This window comes from Roseibium aquae (assembly GCF_008711285.1).
Classification (GTDB): domain Bacteria; phylum Pseudomonadota; class Alphaproteobacteria; order Rhizobiales; family Stappiaceae; genus Roseibium; species Roseibium aquae.
In genome coordinates this window covers 237,178-254,375 of record NZ_VXDC01000004.1, presented here as the reverse complement: position 1 = coordinate 254,375, position 17,198 = coordinate 237,178, and the positions used below count along the sequence as shown (strand labels likewise).

19 protein-coding genes and 3 tRNA genes are annotated in these 17,198 nt (G+C 58.6%); 14 read left to right on the top strand and 8 right to left on the bottom strand.

The features are described 5' to 3' along the window. Nucleotides 1–185 precede the first annotated feature (185 nt). From F0184_RS08425 to lhpI, 6 genes are all read left to right on the top strand, one after another. Nucleotides 186–1,541, top strand: coding sequence for a substrate-binding protein (locus F0184_RS08425; RefSeq protein WP_150495728.1), 1,356 nt, complete (start codon nucleotides 186–188; stop codon nucleotides 1,539–1,541). A gap of 110 nt (nucleotides 1,542–1,651) precedes the next feature. Next, nucleotides 1,652–2,683: a branched-chain amino acid ABC transporter permease gene (locus F0184_RS08420; protein ID WP_150495727.1), complete on the top strand. Its 1,032-nt coding sequence runs from the start codon at nucleotides 1,652–1,654 to the stop codon at nucleotides 2,681–2,683. 3 nt (nucleotides 2,684–2,686) lie between these two features. Beyond that, entirely contained in the window at nucleotides 2,687–3,886 is a 1,200-nt protein-coding gene (locus F0184_RS08415; protein WP_150495726.1) for a branched-chain amino acid ABC transporter permease, read from the top strand. A gap of 10 nt (nucleotides 3,887–3,896) precedes the next feature. Further along, on the top strand, nucleotides 3,897–4,652 hold the full coding sequence (locus tag F0184_RS08410) for an ABC transporter ATP-binding protein (RefSeq protein WP_150495725.1): 756 nt from the start codon (nucleotides 3,897–3,899) through the stop codon (nucleotides 4,650–4,652). Next, the gene (locus tag F0184_RS08405; RefSeq protein ID WP_150495724.1) at nucleotides 4,649–5,428 is read left to right on the top strand and encodes an ABC transporter ATP-binding protein; all 780 of its coding nucleotides are present in this window, start codon (nucleotides 4,649–4,651) and stop codon (nucleotides 5,426–5,428) included. Before F0184_RS08410 ends, F0184_RS08405 begins: the two co-directional genes overlap by 4 nt. A gap of 159 nt (nucleotides 5,429–5,587) precedes the next feature. After that, nucleotides 5,588–6,535, top strand: a complete 948-nt coding sequence (lhpI, locus tag F0184_RS08400; protein ID WP_150495723.1) for a bifunctional Delta(1)-pyrroline-2-carboxylate/Delta(1)-piperideine-2-carboxylate reductase — start codon at nucleotides 5,588–5,590, stop codon at nucleotides 6,533–6,535. 397 nt (nucleotides 6,536–6,932) lie between these two features. Here the strand turns inward: lhpI and F0184_RS08395 are convergent. Beyond that, nucleotides 6,933–7,008: transfer RNA gene (locus F0184_RS08395), tRNA-Glu, on the bottom strand. Between the two features lie 117 nt (nucleotides 7,009–7,125). Further along, complete coding sequence (gene gloA / locus F0184_RS08390; protein WP_150495722.1) at nucleotides 7,126–7,566, bottom strand: lactoylglutathione lyase; 441 nt, start codon at nucleotides 7,564–7,566, stop codon at nucleotides 7,126–7,128. 52 nt (nucleotides 7,567–7,618) lie between these two features. Here gloA and F0184_RS08385 point away from each other — a divergent pair, with 52 nt between their 5' ends. From F0184_RS08385 to F0184_RS08375, 3 genes are all read left to right on the top strand, one after another. After that, complete coding sequence (locus F0184_RS08385; protein WP_150495721.1) at nucleotides 7,619–8,386, top strand: SIR2 family NAD-dependent protein deacylase; 768 nt, start codon at nucleotides 7,619–7,621, stop codon at nucleotides 8,384–8,386. A gap of 154 nt (nucleotides 8,387–8,540) precedes the next feature. Continuing rightward, nucleotides 8,541–9,122 carry a cold-shock protein gene (locus F0184_RS08380; protein ID WP_150495720.1) on the top strand — a complete coding sequence of 194 codons (582 nt, stop codon included), beginning with the start codon at nucleotides 8,541–8,543 and terminating at the stop codon, nucleotides 9,120–9,122. Nucleotides 9,123–9,420: 298 nt separating this feature from the next. After that, nucleotides 9,421–9,924 (top strand): DUF192 domain-containing protein, encoded by a 504-nt coding sequence (locus tag F0184_RS08375; RefSeq protein WP_172972043.1) that lies wholly within the window; start codon nucleotides 9,421–9,423, stop codon nucleotides 9,922–9,924. Between the two features lie 553 nt (nucleotides 9,925–10,477). Here F0184_RS08375 and F0184_RS08370 read toward each other — a convergent pair. The 3 genes from F0184_RS08370 to F0184_RS08360 all read right to left on the bottom strand — a co-directional run bounded on the left by F0184_RS08370 (nucleotide 10,478) and on the right by F0184_RS08360 (nucleotide 11,393). Continuing rightward, the gene (locus F0184_RS08370) at nucleotides 10,478–10,720 is read right to left on the bottom strand and encodes an ATPase (RefSeq protein ID WP_150495719.1); all 243 of its coding nucleotides are present in this window, start codon (nucleotides 10,718–10,720) and stop codon (nucleotides 10,478–10,480) included. A gap of 80 nt (nucleotides 10,721–10,800) precedes the next feature. Beyond that, on the bottom strand, nucleotides 10,801–11,196 hold the full coding sequence (locus F0184_RS08365) for a type II toxin-antitoxin system HicB family antitoxin (protein WP_150495718.1): 396 nt from the start codon (nucleotides 11,194–11,196) through the stop codon (nucleotides 10,801–10,803). 14 nt (nucleotides 11,197–11,210) lie between these two features. Next, nucleotides 11,211–11,393, bottom strand: coding sequence for a type II toxin-antitoxin system HicA family toxin (locus tag F0184_RS08360; RefSeq protein WP_150495717.1), 183 nt, complete (start codon nucleotides 11,391–11,393; stop codon nucleotides 11,211–11,213). Nucleotides 11,394–11,627: 234 nt separating this feature from the next. On the opposite strand from F0184_RS08360, the gene F0184_RS08355 reads away from it, so the two are divergent. Both F0184_RS08355 and F0184_RS08350 read left to right on the top strand, forming a co-directional pair. Then, a tRNA-Pro gene (locus tag F0184_RS08355) sits at nucleotides 11,628–11,704 on the top strand. A 378-nt stretch (nucleotides 11,705–12,082) separates the two neighbouring features. Continuing rightward, entirely contained in the window at nucleotides 12,083–12,796 is a 714-nt protein-coding gene (locus F0184_RS08350) for a hypothetical protein (RefSeq protein ID WP_208998383.1), read from the top strand. Here F0184_RS08350 and F0184_RS08345 read toward each other — a convergent pair. Then, a complete protein-coding gene (locus F0184_RS08345) occupies nucleotides 12,768–13,268 on the bottom strand; it encodes a hypothetical protein (protein WP_150495715.1) in 501 nt (166 codons plus the stop codon). The two genes, F0184_RS08350 and F0184_RS08345, sit on opposite strands and share 29 nt — an antisense overlap. Before the next feature lie 28 nt (nucleotides 13,269–13,296). Then, a complete protein-coding gene (locus F0184_RS08340; RefSeq protein WP_150495714.1) occupies nucleotides 13,297–13,524 on the bottom strand; it encodes a hypothetical protein in 228 nt (75 codons plus the stop codon). A 274-nt stretch (nucleotides 13,525–13,798) separates the two neighbouring features. Between F0184_RS08340 and F0184_RS08335 the strand changes: the two genes are divergently transcribed. Together F0184_RS08335 and F0184_RS08330 are read left to right on the top strand one after the other, a co-directional pair. Continuing rightward, the gene (locus tag F0184_RS08335; protein WP_150495713.1) at nucleotides 13,799–14,104 is read left to right on the top strand and encodes an ETC complex I subunit; all 306 of its coding nucleotides are present in this window, start codon (nucleotides 13,799–13,801) and stop codon (nucleotides 14,102–14,104) included. 201 nt (nucleotides 14,105–14,305) lie between these two features. Next, nucleotides 14,306–14,382, top strand: a tRNA-Arg gene (locus F0184_RS08330). Nucleotides 14,383–14,739: 357 nt separating this feature from the next. Here the strand turns inward: F0184_RS08330 and F0184_RS08325 are convergent. Continuing rightward, a complete protein-coding gene (locus F0184_RS08325) occupies nucleotides 14,740–14,985 on the bottom strand; it encodes a hypothetical protein (protein ID WP_150495712.1) in 246 nt (81 codons plus the stop codon). Nucleotides 14,986–15,254: 269 nt separating this feature from the next. Here F0184_RS08325 and F0184_RS08320 point away from each other — a divergent pair, with 269 nt between their 5' ends. Beyond that, complete coding sequence (locus F0184_RS08320) at nucleotides 15,255–17,180, top strand: AfsR/SARP family transcriptional regulator (protein ID WP_172972042.1); 1,926 nt, start codon at nucleotides 15,255–15,257, stop codon at nucleotides 17,178–17,180. The last annotated feature ends 18 nt before the right edge of the window (nucleotides 17,181–17,198 follow it).

Sequence of the window (17,198 nt, the reverse complement as noted above, 5' to 3'; positions counted from 1 at the left end):
GGTGAGTAATAGAGCCGAAGGTCGTATTGTCACCTATACGCGAATGTTTCTAATGTCCCGCCTGTCTGCAGATACGTGGTGGAGGAGCCATTTTTGTCGGGCGCTCGGCGTTCGGAGTTCTGCGGGCATTTGCAGGTCCAACCTGCATCAACTCACAGGCATTCGGGCCTTTCTGGGAGGAAAGCATGACCCTAATTCGTAAACCGTTGAGCCGTCGTTCCGTCTTGCGTGCAGGCGCAGCCGGTGGTGCGCTGCTCGCCACACCGACGATCTTCACAAGCCGTGCATGGGCGCAGAGCTACACCAACGAACCAACCGGTTCGACGGTTACCCTCGGTTTCAACGTGCCTCAGTCCGGTGTGTATGCCGACGAAGGCGCAGACCAGCTGCGTGCGTATGAGCTTGCCGTTGAGCACATCAATGGCGAGGGCGATGGCGGGATGATGAACACCTTCTCGTCGAAAGCGCTGAAGGGGAACGGGATCCTCGGCAAGAAGGTCGTGTATGTCACGGGCGACACGCAGACCAAAACAGATGCCGCGCGTGCGTCCGCGCGTTCCATGATCGAAAAAGACGGTGCGATCATGATCACCGGCGGATCGTCCTCCGGCCCCGCGGTCGCCGTTCAGGCGCTCTGCCAGGAAGCCGGGGTCATTTTCATGGCCGGCCTTACACACGCCAATGACACGACGGGCAAGGACCGCCGCGCCAACGGCTTCCGCCACTTCTTCAACTCCTACATGTCCGGCGCCGCATTGGCACCGGTGTTGAAGAATGCTTACGGCGCCGACCGGAACGCGTACTATCTGACCGCCGACTACAACTGGGGCTACACCACCGAGCAGGCGATTTCGGAAGCAACCGAGGCGATCGGCTGGAACACCGTGAACAAGGTTCTGACCCCGCTGGGCGCAGGCGACTTCTCGTCTTACATCGCGCCGGTGCTTCAGTCGGGAGCTGACACCCTCGTCCTCGTGCACTACGGCGGCGACATGGTGAACTCGCTCACCAACGCGGTTCAGTTCGGTCTGCGCGAAGCCCAGGCCAACGGCAAGGACTTCCAGATCGTCGTGCCGCTGTTCTCCCGCCTCATGGCGCGCGGCGCCGGCGAGAACATCAAGGGCATTTTCGGTTCCACCAACTGGCATTGGTCCCTGCAGGACGAAGGCTCGCAGGCGTTCACCCGGTCCTTCGGCCAGAAGTACGGCTTCCCGCCGAGCCAGGCCGCGCACACGGTCTACTGCCAGACCCTGCTTTATGCCGATGCCTGCGAGCGGGCCGGCACCTTCAACCCGTGCGGCGTTGTCGAAGCGCTCGAGGACTTCGAGTTCGACGGCCTCGGCAACGGCAAGACCTTGTACCGCGCTGAAGACCACCAGTGCTTCAAGGACGTTCTGGTCGTGAAGGGCAAGGAAAACCCGACCTCGGAATTCGACCTTCTCGAGATCGTGGAAATCACCCCTGCTGAGCAGGTCACCTACCCGCACGATCACCCGCAATTCGCGGGCGGTGCCCTGGGCACGTGTAACCCGGGCGCCTGACGCGCATCCGAACCGGTGGGGCGGAAATGTCCGCCCCACCGGATCTGCTGTCTTTTGGGACCTTCTCGCGCGGGGGGCTTATGCTCGCGCGCCCTGATCCAGGCTGAGCTATGGACGCGATAATCTTACAAATTCTGAACGGTTTGGATAAGGGGTCGGCCTATGCGCTGATTGCCCTAGGTCTGACCCTTATCTTCGGGACCCTTGGGGTGGTGAACTTCGCGCATGGCGCGCTGTTCATGCTGGGCGCCTTTTGTGCCGTGACCCTCAACGCGCTCTTCACGCTATCGCACCAAGTCATCGATCCGTCGCGGACCGACTTTCTTGGCAACCCTTTGCGTGTCGAGATACCCTATCTCGTCGAGTGGTTCGGCGAGGCCACCGGAAACGCGATCATCGACTGGTCGGTGCCGCTTTCGATTCTGATCGCCATCCCGGTGATGGCAGCCATCGGCCTCGCGATGGAACGCGGGCTGATCAAGCACTTCTACAAGCGTCCGCATGCCGACCAGATTCTGGTCACTTTCGGCTTGGCCATCGTCTTGCAGCAGGTCGTGAAATACTTCTACGGCGCCAACCCGATCCCGATGCCTGCCCCCGATGCGTTCGTCGGAACGTACGATTTCGGGGTTTTGCTCGGTTTTGATCCGTTCTCGATCATGTATCCCTACTGGCGATTGGTCTACTTCCTGTTTTCGCTTGTCATCATTGCCGCGGTGTTCGCCTTCCTGCGCTACACAACCTTTGGCATGGTCGTGCGGGCCGGGATGGCCGACCGGGAAACCGTGGGATTGCTTGGCATCAATATCGGCCGTCGCTTCACGATCATGTTCGCGATCGCCGCGATTGTCGCCGGGCTGGCGGGCGTGATGTACACGCCGATCGTTGCGCCCAACTACAACATGGGCATGAACTTCCTGGTGCTCAGCTTCGTCGTCGTGGTGGTCGGCGGAATGGGGTCCCTGCCGGGCGCCGTTCTGGCCGGGTTCATGCTCGGCATTCTGGAAAGCTTCGCCTCCATGGCCGCGGTGATCGATATCGTGCCCGGCATCAACCAGGTGATCATCTACCTTGTTGCAATCGTCGTGCTTTTGGTGCGGCCGCGCGGGCTTATGGGCCGCAAGGGCGTGATGGAGGACTAGGACATGCTCGGATTGAATAAAAAAGACACGGGTCTGTTCCTGTTTGTTCTGGCGTTGATCGTGTTCGCGCCGTTCATCTTGAACCCGTTCCCCGAAAGCTCGGATCTCGCCCGGTTCAACGCCGGCTACCCCGACCTGATGCAACGCTTTGTGATCTTCGGGATCTTCGCCATCGGCTTCAACATCCTGTTCGGTCTTACCGGATATCTTAGCTTCGGCCATGCCGCCTTTCTCGGGGTTGGTTCCTATGCCGGCGTGTGGATGATGAAGCTGCTCACCGTGAACATTGTTCCGGCGCTCATCGCGGCCATAGTCGTTGCCGGGATCTTCTCCCTGGTTATCGGTTATATCTGCCTTCGCCGGTCTGGGATCTACTTCTCGATCCTGACGCTGGCCTTTGCGCAGATGTCGTTTGCACTGGCTTATTCGGTGTTGACGCCGATCACCGCCGGGGAAACCGGGCTGCAGCTCTCGCTTGCCGACCCCAGGATCCTCGAGGCCGCCAATGCGAGCGGCACGATCCCGGCCGCGAACTTCTTCGGACTTGAAATGCGGTCTGGTTTCGACTGGGCGGTCGGGGACTGGGTCTTCACGTTCAACTTCGGCTACTACCTGTGCGCCGTGTTCATGCTGATCGCGTTCTACATCTCGATCCGCATTTTCCGCTCGCCCTTCGGGATGATGCTGAGGGCTGTGAAATCGAACCAGCAGCGGATGGGATATACGGGTTTGAACTCCAAGCCCTACATGCTGGCGGCCTTTGTCATCTCCGGCATGTATGCCGGTCTGGCAGGCGGGCTGATGGTTGCGGTCGATCCGCTTGCGGGCGCGGACCGCATGTTCTGGACGGCCAGCGGCGAGGTCGTGCTGATGACCATTCTGGGCGGCGTTGGCACGTTGCTTGGACCGGTACTCGGCGCCGGAATGATCAAGTATTTCGAGAACATCTTCTCCCGCCTCAACGAGTCCGATCTGAACGCGCTGTTCGGGTTCCTGCCAGACTTTATTCAGGCCCCGCTCGTGACGGTTGCCCAGATGTTTGTGGGTGACGGGTGGCTCATGACACTTGGCTTGATGTTCATGCTGATCGTGATCTTCCTGCCGGGAGGCCTTCTCGAGGGGGTTCAGCGTCTCGGAGCGCTGGTCTCACGGAAGAAGAAAACCAATGAGCCGTCGCAGCCGGCCGCAGCTCCAGCCGAATAAGGACCAGACCATGAAGATACTGACGGTTGAAGGGGTCAACAAATCCTTTGGCGGACTGAAGGCCCTCAACAACGTGAACTTTTCGGTCGAACAGGGGGCGAAACACGCCATCATTGGACCGAATGGAGCCGGCAAGTCGACCTTCCTGAACTGCATGATCGGGCGCCTTGCGCCCGACACCGGCACCGTGATGTTTGGCGATATCTCGCTCACGGGTATGAAACCCTACGAGATCAATCAGGTTGGCGTGTCCCGGGTGTTTCAGACGCCGGAGATTTTCGGTGATTTGACACTACTTGAAAACGTCATGATTCCCAGCCTTGCCAAGCGGGACGGGGAGTACGCCCTGCACCCGTTCAAGCGGATGGAGCATGATGCGGAGATCCGGGACAAGGCGATGCATATGCTCGAGGATGTGAACCTTGAGAACAAGCGCGACATGACCGCCAGCAGCTTGTCGCGCGGCGACAAGCGGCGTCTGGAACTGGCCATGTGCCTCAGCCAGGACCCGAAGCTGCTTTTGCTGGACGAGCCGACGGCGGGAATGTCACGGGCCGATACCAATAAAACGATCGATCTTTTGAAACGGATCGGCGACCGGGGGATCACCAAGGTTGTCATCGAGCACGACATGCATGTGGTGTTCTCGCTGGCCGATAAAGTGACGGTCCTTGCACAAGGAACAATTATCGCTGAAGGAAAGCCGGAGGACATCAAAGGCGATCCGCGCGTTCAGGAAGCCTATCTCGGGGGAGCGCATCTATGACCCTTCTTGACGATCAGTTTGCGGGCAAGACCGCGCCGAGCGTGCCGCCGCGCAAGGCCCAAGGCGGTGCTCCCGCGTTTTTCTCGGCTTGGGAAATGCAAGCCTACTATGGCGAAAGCTACATCGTGCAGGGTGTCAACTTCGATGTTCGCGAGGGTGAGATCCTGGCCTTGCTGGGCCGCAACGGTGCGGGAAAAACCTCGACACTGAGGACGATCGCGCGGATGGACGATCCCATGCTCACACATGGTGAAATCTGGCTCGATCACAAGCCGCTGCACGAGATGAAGAGCTATCAGGCCGCCCAGCTCGGTGTCGGCCTGGTGCCCGAGGACCGGCGGATCATTCCCGGGCTCACGGTGCAGGAAAACCTGGAATTGTCCCAGATCGCCGAGCCGAAAGGCTGGTCGATCGAGCGGATCTATGAACACTTCCCGCGGCTGGCCGAACGGCGTGCCCAGGAAGCCGTGACCATGTCGGGCGGCGAGCAGCAAATGCTGGCCGTTGCGCGGATTCTCGCCCGCGATATCAAGCTGTTGCTGCTGGACGAGCCCTATGAGGGTCTGGCGCCGGTTATCGTGCAGGAGATCGAGCGGATCCTTGAGGGCGTCAAGGAGCTTGGGATCACCACCATCATCGTCGAACAAAACGCCATCGCCGCGCTTCATCTGGCTGATCGCGCGGTCATTCTCGACATGGGCGAGGTCGTGTTCGACGGCACGGCCCAGGATGTGCTCGACAATGCGGAGCTGCGCCAGGAGTATCTCGCCATCTGACGGGCAAGTCCGGGCGGCTTTTCTGTAGCCGGCGCCCTCTCCGGTGGGGAGGGCGCCGTTTTTTTGGATCCTGTCTTGCCTGTTGCCGGCCGGGATGACAACCCGCCCGAAAAAGCGGTATGCCGGGGCAGACTTCGTTTTTATTGAGGGGATCCGGCCGTGCTTTTGTTGTCTGAAGATCAAACCCGTGATGCACTTCCGTTTTCCGGTTTGATCGACGCGCTCGATGCGATGTTCAAACAGGGCTGCGAGATGCCGGTCAGACACCATCACGACATGGAGGTGCCGGGCGAGCCGGATGCGACGCTCCTGTTGATGCCTGCCTGGGTTCCCGGTTCCTATTCAGGGGTCAAGATCGCAACGGTCGTCCCCGGCAATTCGGATCGCGGCTTGCCCGCCGTGTCCGCGTCCTACCTCCTGTCGGATGGAAAGACCGGGCAAGCGCTTGCCCTGATTGACGGCGGTGAATTGACGGCTCGCAGAACCGCCGCTGCCTCAGCGCTGGCCGCGCGGTTTCTTGCCCGGGGCAACGCAGAGCATCTGGTGATCGCCGGAACGGGGCGGCTGTCGCTCAATCTGATCGGCGCCCACAAGGCCGCCCGGCCGATTTCCAAGGTGACCATCTGGGGCCGGTCGCTGGAAAAGGCTGCCGCGATCGCCCGGCAGGCCGGGGATCTTTACGGGGTTGCCGCCGCAGCCAGCGATGACCTGGAAGCCGCATGCCGCAGCGCCGATATCATTTCTGCGGCAACTCTGTCGACCGATCCGCTCATCAAGGGCGACTGGGTTCAGCCGGGCACGCATGTCGATCTTGTTGGCGCCTTCAAGCCGGAGATGCGCGAGAGCGACGATGCGGCGATCCGGAAATCCACGGTGTTTGTCGACACGCTCGCCGGCTGCAGCAAGGAGGGTGGCGACATCGTTCAAGCCATCCAGAGCGGGGCTTTGAGACCAGAAGATATCGCCGCGGATCTTTACAGCCTTACAAGAGGCAAGCATCCCGGCCGGCGGTCGGAGGAGGAGATCACGCTGTTCAAATCCGTTGGCGCGGCGCTCGAAGACCTTGCGGCCGCCATTCTCGCCTATGAGAGCAAAAAACCGTCCTGACACCTTCACAAAAGGCCGAATGCCAAGGTGACGTGCGGCGGCGAAGCGAATGCGCTGGCCCAGTCTTTGAAAGCGCCAAGGCGCGTTATATGCCGCAGGCTGTGGAACGCTTTCGGCTCTGGGTTTGGAGTTGCATCGTCGGGAGCGTGCTTGCCGCTGAGATCAGTGGGCATTTCATTGGAATCGATTTCACGCCCTAAGCTGATCGCCTCTTCCTAAGCTGAACGCCTGTTGAGTGGCCGCGCATCTTTGCGCGCTCCAAACAAACGTCCGATACGCACAAACACCCGGACATTTCGGCCCCGCGGCTCGCGGCTCGACACCGATCAATCGTGAGCCGGGGAATTGAGGACCCGGTCTCGGACCAATTTCGCGACTTGTGGAAGCTTGGGGAAATTGGCACGCCCAACGGGACTCGAACCCGTGTTTCCGCCGTGAAAGGGCGGCGTCCTAGACCGCTAGACGATGGGCGCGCGGTCGACGCGTCTGCGTCGTGGGGGCGCTTATATGCGGGTTTGATTTGCCCCGCAAGAGCTTTGTTTAAAAAAAGAGACCGGGCGGATCCGGCCTCTTTTTCCACGCTGCGTTGGTCACCAGCTCCCGGTATTGGCCATGGAGGCCCAGGGCTCCTGTTTCTCGAGGGGATCGCCCTTTTGCAGCAACTCGATGGAAATGCCGTCCGGCGATTTGATAAAGGCCATATAGCCGTCGCGCGGCGGGCGGTTGATCGTCACGCCGTTTTCCTGAAGGCTGGCGCAAAGCTCATAGATATTGTCAACCTGGAAGGCGAGGTGGCCAAAGTTGCGGCCGCCGTCATAACTCTCCGGGTCCCAGTTATAGGTCAACTCCAGAAGGGGGGCCTTTTTCTCTCGTCCGGCCGTCTCGTCCTCGGGCGCAGCGAGAAAGATCAGCGTGAACCGGCCCTGTTCGCTCTCGTGCCGGCGGACTTCCTTCATCCCGAGTTTGTTGCAATAAAAATCGAGGGAAGCGTCCACGTCGGAGATGCGGACCATTGTATGAAGATAGCGCATGGTGTGTCCCTGGTCTCAAATGAACGGACCGGAGGTCCGGTAAAGGATTTCGATGCCAAGACAAATCACAGCCTCCGGGGAGGCGCAAACCTTTCTCAAGGCATTTTTCGAGGCCGGTGTCGGGGAACGCACCCTTGTTCTGACAGGCGCCGGCATTTCAACGGAGTCCGGCATTCCCGACTTCCGGTCTCCCGGCGGCATATGGTCAACCCGGCAGCCGGTTCAATATCAGGACTTTCTCACGCGCGAAGACGCCCGTCTGGAAGACTGGCAGCGGCGGTTCGAAATGCTGGACTTCTTTGAACGCGCAACACCCAATGCCGCCCATCTCGCGTTGGCCCGATTGGCCCGGGAAGGCCTGATTGATTTGCTCATCACCCAGAATGTCGACGGGCTCCATGAGCGCGCCGGAACACCTGAGGCCCGCCTGATCGAAATCCACGGCAACAGCACCTACGCGACATGCCTGTCTTGCGGCAAGCCGGCACCGATTGCCCCTTTGCGTGCGCACTATGAAACCGGCCGCAGTCCGTGCTGCGAGGCTTGCGGCGGGTTGTTGAAGGCGGCGGTTATCAGTTTCGGGCAGTCCATGCCGGAAGCCGAGCTGTCCCGCGCTGCATCCGCCAGCCTGCGGTGTGACCGGTTTATCGTGATCGGGTCGTCGCTGCTTGTTCATCCCGCGGCGGCCTTGCCGGCCATGGCCGCCGACGCGGGCGCGGAGCTGGTGATTGTCAATCGGGAAGAAACACCGCTCGACCCCCTGGCGAACATGCTCATCCGTTCGCCGATCGCCGAATCCTTCGCCGGTGTTCCGGTTTGAGCTGAGACCGGCTGAAAATGGGCTGTGGTTAGCGCCAGAAAGATCCTTCTCGACTTTGGTGCGGATGTTATCCTTTTCTTCAGGAATCAGTCAGTCGGTGAGTCGCTTGCCATTTGCTGACATTTGGTGCGGATCAGACACGGGACATTTGGCTATGGGGGTTAAAACCGCAACGGATGCCCGCGCACTCGAAACCGCAGCGGACGATGTCGCCGTTGATGTCTTCGAGATCGCCGGAACGATCAAGTGGTTCGATGTTGGAAAAGGGTATGGTTTCATTGTGCCCGACAACGGCGAAACGGACATCCTGCTTCATGTGACGTGTCTTCGGCGGGACGGTTACCAAACCGCCTATGAGGGTGCGCGTGTCGTTTGCGAAGTGCTCGACCGGCCCCGCGGGCTGCAGGCCTTCCGGATCCTGTCGATGGACGAATCGACGGCTCAGCATCCCTCTCAGCTTCCGCCCTCCCGCACGCATGTGCAAGTTGTGCCCGAGACAGGGTTCGAAAAGGCCACCGTCAAATGGTTTAACCGGGTGAAGGGATTCGGCTTTCTGACCCAGGGCGAAGATTCGGAAGACATTTTCATTCATATGGAAACGCTCCGCCGGTTCGGGATTGCCGAACTGCGTCCGGGTCAGGAAGTGCTCGTTCGTTTCGGGACCGGGCCCAAGGGCAAGATGGCTGCGGAAATCCGCCCGATCGGCAGCGGAACCCATATCCCCGCATCCCACTAAACGCTGCAACGGCTGGCTTTTAAAGGATGTGTCCGAGGAATGCCTTGGGCGGCGTCCGCCGGGCTTCTTCTGACAAGATGAAGCTGATACTTAATCCATCGAGCCGCGAAAACCTGCTCTTCCGATTTGAGAGTGCGGGCACCGCCCAGCCTTCAGGCTGGAGTGTGCCGCCTCAACCTGACAGGGATTAACCCGCGAACGGCTACGGACAGGACGCCCTTGGATCTGGGGTCTGGGGTCTGGACCCATGGTAAAAATGCGGGCATGGTGTGCCAATTCATACACGCAGGATTGGCCCATGACGCTTTTTCGGATGGTTCTCTTGCAAGTTTTTGCGCTTGTCCTCGTGGCGGGGCATGGATGGATGCAGCCCGTCCGTGCGCTGGATCCGCTGCCGCTTGACCTGCCGACCGAGGTGTTGACTGTCGAAACGGCGGACGGGCCGCTTGAGTTCACCGTGGAGGTGGCTGCGACGCCAGAGGCCAGGTCGCGGGGCCTCATGTTCCGCCGCGACATGGCGGAAGACCATGGGATGCTCTTTGTGTTCGAAAATGAAGGCGAGCGGCATTTCTGGATGAAGAACACGCCGTTGTCCCTGGACATCGTCTTCATCCGGAGCGGCGGCAGGATCGGCCATATCGCCAAATCCACGACGCCTTTTTCCGAGGAGATTATCCCATCGCGCGGCCCCGCGCTTTACGTTCTGGAAGTGCTCGCCGGAATTGCCGACCAGAAAGGCATCGCGGAAGGGGCTGCGGTCCGGTCTCCATCGATCAGGGCGGGCTCCGGAGTTTCGGAGTGATAAGGTATAGGGCAGCATAGTCTGTTGCGGCGGCGGGTCTGATAAAGCTTATCAAAAATGCGCTTCTCTGATGTTTTAGTTTTTGGATGACCGATGAGCATGCCCTTTTAGCGCATTCCGTCGGAAACCCCAGCAAAGTATAAAATCCGAGAACATATGATAGTAAAGATAAAGCAGAAGCATATCATAGTTACATAAATACGGGATACCTCTGCTTTGATCTGTCTATTAAGAATGGATTGACGTTCGTTTTTTTTGTTCAATGGTTGAAACCCCTCCGTAACGTGCGATGTTAGAAGCGGTTGGAAAAATGATGTATTTCGATTTATGTGTCCTATAACTGATCCAAACTTTATGCAGGCGCTCACCGATCTCCAAAAGCAACTTCGACAGAGCAACAAGGGCGGCGAGTAGGCCGCCGAGGTAGAGAGAGAGCTGTCTAGATCAGAATGCACTGCAAGCCCCATTGCTTCTGCAGGTTTTAAGTGAGTTCTCTTTAAATTCAAAGGTTGCAGTTTGTTCGGATATCTGCAACCCAAATTTAGAGGGGCGCCTAGCGCCGTTCCATCCACGCGGCAGCCGCATCCTCTGCGGCGGACTTCGCGGCGTCATTGCTGTCCTCGATCCCGCGCCCGATGAAGGCGATCTCATTGACGAACCACAGCCACCGGCTTCCGCCCGGCTGTCGATAAACCCTGGCTTTCAGGTCCGGCCAGTCCGGATGTATGCCGAGCCCGTCATTTGGCGTGTCGGCCCAAGTCCGGCGCCAGGTCAGCAGCTTGCGGTCTTCACCCATGATCCGTGGTTCCCCGGTGACGCGGGGGATCGGCAGCGCGCCAACGCTGCGTCAACCGGCCATCCGCCAACCCACCTGCATCACTTGCCTGCAATATCGCGCCGCGCGAGGTCGGCGAGGTAAGAGGAGAGGGTGAGGCCGCGTGCGTCTGCAACGGCGGTTGCCGCTTCCTTCAATCCTGCGTCCATGGTGATGTTTGCCTTGACGGTCCGTCCTGTCAGGGAGATGTATGGCACGGCGACCAGAAAGGCGCCGCGCGCAAGTTCTTCTGCAATCTCCGGATCGGTCCGAAGCGCATCCAGCGGCCGGGCATCGGGCAGGCCCTCGCCTTCCAGATGAAGGGCGAGGGCTTCCGACGCATTGGCGATCAGGTCGTTCATGTCATCGGCGGCGGAAAAGCAGCCCGGAACATCCGGAAACTGAACACCGAAGGCGCTCTGGCCGTCCTGATGCACAAGGGCGATGTAGTAACGCATGGTCTTGTCCTCGCTTAGAGCCATCCGGCTTGTTTGTAGATGCTCCGCACGGTGCCGAGCGGCAGATCCTTTTTTGGGTGAGGCACGGTAACGGTCAGGTTGCCCTTTTTGAATTTGTGGTGAGAGCCGGCGATTTTCACAAGTTCGAAGCCGTCTTGCTCCAGCTTCCTGATGATCTTGCGGCTGTTGGTTTCCATGCGTCTCGTTCCCCGCTATGCGTATATATATACGCATTGTAGCTGCGATGTCAAGCGAGTGCGCAAAATAATGCGCATCACGATTTGCGCTTGATCTGGAACATGTCAGGAACGGATTTCGGGACTATTTCGGTACTCCTGTGTCATCCTTTGTCCGTAAATGCCAGAATTTCACTCTTTGTTCTCCCTTGACGGCGCCTGCCCGGGCCTTTAAACCCGGGCAAATCAAGGCATCGGGGTATAGCGCAGCCTGGTAGCGCATCTGGTTTGGGACCAGAGGGTCGCAAGTTCGAATCTTGCTGCCCCGACCATTTCTTCCTTCTCATTGACTTCCGTTCGCCGTCGGTGCCCGCACGTCGGCGCCCATCGCGGCTCTGGACCGATTGGGTCTTGGATCGCGGGCCAGGAAAGCGGCCCCGTTGAGAGCCCAATGCCACTTCAAGTCCATCCGCCGCGGGTCTTTGGGCCATTCCTGCCCGATCTTGATCGGCCCAGGCGTTGAAGCTAGCGATGTGCCCCTGCACGCCTTGATTGTTTTCGGTTTTTGAGCTTTTTACGATTGCATTCACCTTGTCACTTTTTTCATGTGCACCGGGTCCATAAAGGCTTTTCCTGAAGCTGTAACCCGTTCATCTTGCACGTCCGGTGAGATTCTTTTGGCGTCAAGGCTTTGGAGGAAAAGGCAGGCTGTGGTCCCGGTCAATCACGACAGTGAGGTGACGCTTGAAATCGCAACGGCCATTGCCCGCTTGTATGATCGTATTCGTGCCTCCGGGCTGAGCATGCGCGAAAGCACCGATTTCGAGTATTTCGAGGATACGGTCCGCGCGACGGAAGACCGGTATCTGATGGAAGATTTTTCAAGCCGGTTCTTCGATCTCCACGGTTCTTCGGCATTTTGGATCGGCGCGTGGGACCGCGCGGGCGAGCCGGTTTCGGTCCAGGCCGCCAAACTGGAAAACCTCAAGGACCGAAGCTTGGGCGAGTTCTGGCAGCAGCAGCAAAGACGGATGTTCGTCGATCCATCGAACCAAGCGCAACTCGGGGAGGATCATGCCCATGACGCATTCTTCATGCGGGGCCGGATCGTCTACCATGGCAATCTTTGGCTGCGGCGCGACGCAAGAGGGAAGGGGCTGGCCGAGGCCTTGACCCAGCTCGGGTTTCTGGTTTCCCTCCTGAAATGGTCGCCGGACTACCTTTATGGATTAATGGCGGCCCGCAACGCCGAGAAGGGATTCGGAATCCGGGTGGGATACCGGCGATTCGTGCCGCGCGGCACCCATTGGATCGCGCCGCCGGAGCATGTTCGTCCCGACGACTGGTTGGTCTATGCCACACGCCAGGATCTGATCGGTCTTGCCCGGACAATCGTTAGCGCAGATCCTGAAGATCCTGAATAACGCCAAAATAGGCGCAGAACCGGCGGTTCGAATTCGGCGTAGGTTTCAAGGTCATGATCAGGCGCTCAAAAGCAATATCGACCGGGCCGCTCTCGAAATGCAAGGTGGTGCGGGCGTAGCCGTAATAGGGCTTGCCGGCAAGCGCGGCACGGTATCCGTCCGCAGACGCAAATTCGAGATCCGGATCCGGGGTGGTCAGCGCCTGCCCGAGTTGTTGGGCCCATTCATCGCCGAACAACCGTCTCTGGCTCGACCGGCGCCCCACATAGAATATCGGTGGCGGCCCGCATCCAACAAGCTTGTCCGAGCACAGGCTCAGGTAGGGCATATGTTCGCGCAACTTGTCCGTCACGAGGTTGGCACTGGACATCATGCTCTCGTAAAAAGCCGACAACAGTGGATCGGCCAGACCTTTTTCGATGGTCTGGGTTCCAAGTTCCTGGAAAACGGGCCTTTGAGTGGCAACTGGCACGGCGGCGGTCCTCGGGTGGCGGTTATAACTACGCGTCGAATGCTTTCACGAGAAGCTCAATCACATCAAGAAATTCCTCGCGCCGCTCGTAATCCAGTTTTTCAATATCGCTCACCTGGTAGTCGGCTGTCAGGATCATTTCCCACATGTCGACCAATTGCAGCCTTTCCGCCTCCGACCTCAAGAACACAAGCCGTTCATTCCTCGGGCGCTCATGTTCGTGATGATAGGCGTTTCGGTCGAATGGGAAGGGCATGTGCATCGGCTTTGGTCACGTTGGGTGGCAAAAGGCTGGGCCTATCCGCCCGGACAGTTTCGCAGGGATTGCCAGTCTGCAATCGGTGGCATACGCAACACTTTAACTCAACTCTGCGGACAGGGAAGGGGGCACTTCGCCGCGTGGTAAACCGTTGCCTTAGAGGTGCGTTGGGCCAGCACGCCCCGCATTGCGTATTGACATGGGCGCAAAACCATCGAAAAACCGACGCAACACACCACGCTCAGCGATAAACGTCAGAAGGCACAACGGCATGGTCGCTCGTATCTACAAACCTGCCAAGACGGCAATGCAGTCCGGCAAGGCAAAAACGCAGCGCTGGGTGCTCGACTATGAGCCGGAAATGGCGCGGGGCATTGAGCCTTTGATGGGATATACCTCCTCGGCGGACATGAAACAGCAGATCCGGCTCTATTTTGAGACGATGGAAGAGGCTGTCGCCTATGCCCGCCGGAACGGAATCGCCCATCGCGTCGATGCCTCCAATGACCGGAAGGTGCGCGGCGCCGCTTACGCGGACAACTTCAAGTTCAACCGTCGCGCGCCCTGGACCCATTAGCGAAGCGTCGATGTATTGGCCGGAAAGACCCCGTGTCCTGCAGTTGAACAAGCGCCCGACACCTCAGATTTGATTTGGCTGAAAAGCGCCGCCTCTCGGGATATGTCCTGTCGGGGTGGATGGCTTGAAACCGGCCAGAGATTTCGGGCAGAGATGCTGTTGCCTCGAACGCTTGGCTGAACTAGAACTTCCGCCGGAGCTGGCCCCGTAGCTCAGCTGGATAGAGCACTCGCCTTCTAAGCGAATGGTCGCAGGTTCGAATCCTGCCGGGGTCGCCAAAAATTCATTAAATTATTGAAATGTTGAAGCTTTTATCTCTGTTGCACCTTGAACATAAGTGCGCCGAAATGTGATTTGTTTTCTGCCGAACACAGCGCCCGTGTCGATATCTGGTTTTGTCTGACCGGCGCGGCGGACATAACCTTTCCAAACCCTTGCGGTGCTGACAACCGAGTTCTTCCGCTGCGTTTTGGTTGCGCGGCTGGCAGTTTTTTGGGCTTGGGTCCACAGAAAAACGGCCGGGACGCCTCTTGGTGCGCAAACCCGGCCGATGCATCTCTTCCGTACAAGTGCCCCAGGCCGTCCGTCAAGGCCGTCCGTGTAGGCCGATAGGCTGTTGCCGATCGCCCGGCGAATCAGGCGCTTCTGGCGTTGTCTTGTGGAGCGATTGGCAGGCGGACAATTTTGGACCGCACAGCCTCGTTGATTTCTTCGGAGTCTTCCTCGAGCGCGTTCAGGGCCATTTCCAGGAAGTAGGCGCAAAATGAACGCCCATCCTTTTCGGCTTCCCGCTTGGTGAAATAGATCATGCGCTTCAAGCTGTCTTGTGCATCTTCCGCCTCAAGAGAGGGGAGCGTGTGCTTTTCGCGTGTACTGGTCATTATTGGGTCCCACCGTGTTACAGATTACTCTCAAACGGCTGTTTGGCTTCTTGTTGGAGAAACAGTCCCTATAAGCCGTGAAATTACCGTGATACTCTTATAGCAGGTTTTCTAGGGCAACCGTGCAACCAACATGCCGGTCAGGATCGGATCAGACCCTTCGCGGGGCCCGGCCATCCAAGTAAAGCTGGGTCGCAATCTGTATGACAAGACAATTGTATCTTCAATGCCTTGGGCTGCCTAACCTCTTCGCCCAACCGGGTGGCCTGGTGACATTGAAAACCCGCAAGTCTCTGGCGCTTCTGGTCTATCTCCTCCGAAGCCCAAGCCATACCGTGTCTCGGGAAGAGCTTACGGACGTGTTCTGGAGTGAGGCTCCGCGTGAACGGGCTTCCCAGTCCCTCCGGCAAGCCTTGCGGCAGGTGAAGACGCTCGAGAAGCATATCAGCAAGCCGTTCTTCGAAGCGCGGAACCAGTTTGTCTCGATCGATCCTGATGCCTTCGAACTGGACATTGACACCATTGAAGCATTGGTCCTGCGTGGCGGCAGAGCCGACTTTGAGGATGCGCGGCGGCTATGGCGGGGCGAGTTTCTCGGTAATTTCGATAGTCTAGATCCGAATTTCGGCGATTGGCTGCGTCTTGATCGTGAACGGTTGTGCTCCTGGATCACCGCGAATGTGATGCGGCGGATCGATCACCCGGAACGGCGGTCCGACGGTCTTAGGGAGGCTGGTGCGCAGTTTCTTCTCACCATCGACCCCTCCTCCGAAGTGGCCCACCGGGTGCTCATCCGGCACTTTCTGCAAACCGGCCAACGCGAGTTGGCGGTGGCACAGTACAAGACATGTGCCCGTGAACTCAAAATGCTTCTGGATGCCGAACCCGAACCGGAAACCCGGGCTTTGTTGCAGGATATTCCAAAGAACCTGCCAGAATTGAACGGTTCCAAGACGCCGGTCACCGATCAGGCGCAGTTCAAGACCGGGGCGCACGTATCGGAAACCATGGTCCTGCCGCATGTCTCGATTGCGTCCTTGGGGCTGGGCAATTCACGCAGCAGGTCGGCCACGTCGCTCAGGGATGAAGTTTTGGCGGGCCTGTCGGCTTTGCGCATGGTCGACCTGTTTCAGGCGGATGTCGAGCTGGACACCGGGTCCGCCAACCTTGCCCGGGTCGATGATCCGGGGGCCGGAACCTACATGTTGCGCGTTCGATATGATGACGAGCAAAGGCGGGTCTATTTCCAGTTCGAGGACCGGGTCAGCGGCCGTATTCTGTTCCATGACATTTTCGAGGATGAGATGCTGGCCAAGCCTGGGGAGGTGCGTGTTTCCGCCGCACAGGCCATCCGGCGTATTCAGGCGCATCTTCAAGACCCGGCCCGCAGTCTGGCAAAGCCCAGCGCTTTTTCAACCTGGTGTGAAGTCTCCCGGCTCATGTGGGATTTCACACCCGAATCGGAGGAACGGGCATCCAGGATGCTGGATGATCTGGAAACCCGGTTCTCCAGTTTTTCGCCCATTTACGCGGCCAGGGCCTCATCCCACATGAAACATCGGCTGCATTTTCCTTCGAAGTCGGGCGCCGAGATGGTCGATGTCGCTTCCGTGCTTGCCCTCACCGAAAAGGCCGTTGGTCTTGACCCTTGGCAGTCCATGAATCAGCGGATGATGGGCTGGGCTCTTTTGCAATCCGGTCACTACCCGGAAGCGCGCAGGGCATTCGAAGAGGCTGGGCGTTTGAGCTCTCTTGAGCCCGAGAACCTGATGTCGGTCGCGGAAGGTCTTTCCATTGCCGGCGATGTGGAAGGGGGAAGATATTACGCGGATAAGGCGCAAACCATCAAATCCAGTTTGCCCCGCGTCTTTTACGAGTATCTTGCGAATATATATTTTGCAAATGGTGAGTACGAGACCGCTCTTTACTACATCGAGCGCGCGCCAAACAGCACACTGATCGGCGTTGTTATCCGGGTCGCCTGTCTTTTCGCGCTGGACCGTGGGGATCAAATCGGGTCTGTGCTCGACTTGTACCGCAAGCGGAACAAGGACTTGTTCAAGAAGAAAGAGTTTTTTCTTCAACCTCATCACCCCTGGGATGAACGGATCTGCTTTTTTCAAGATCCGCTTGTCCGTGAGCGCTTCAAACAGGGCGCCTTGTGCGTGCGTGAGGCGGTCGTGCGCGGCGGCTAGGGCAACGCGGGTTCACAA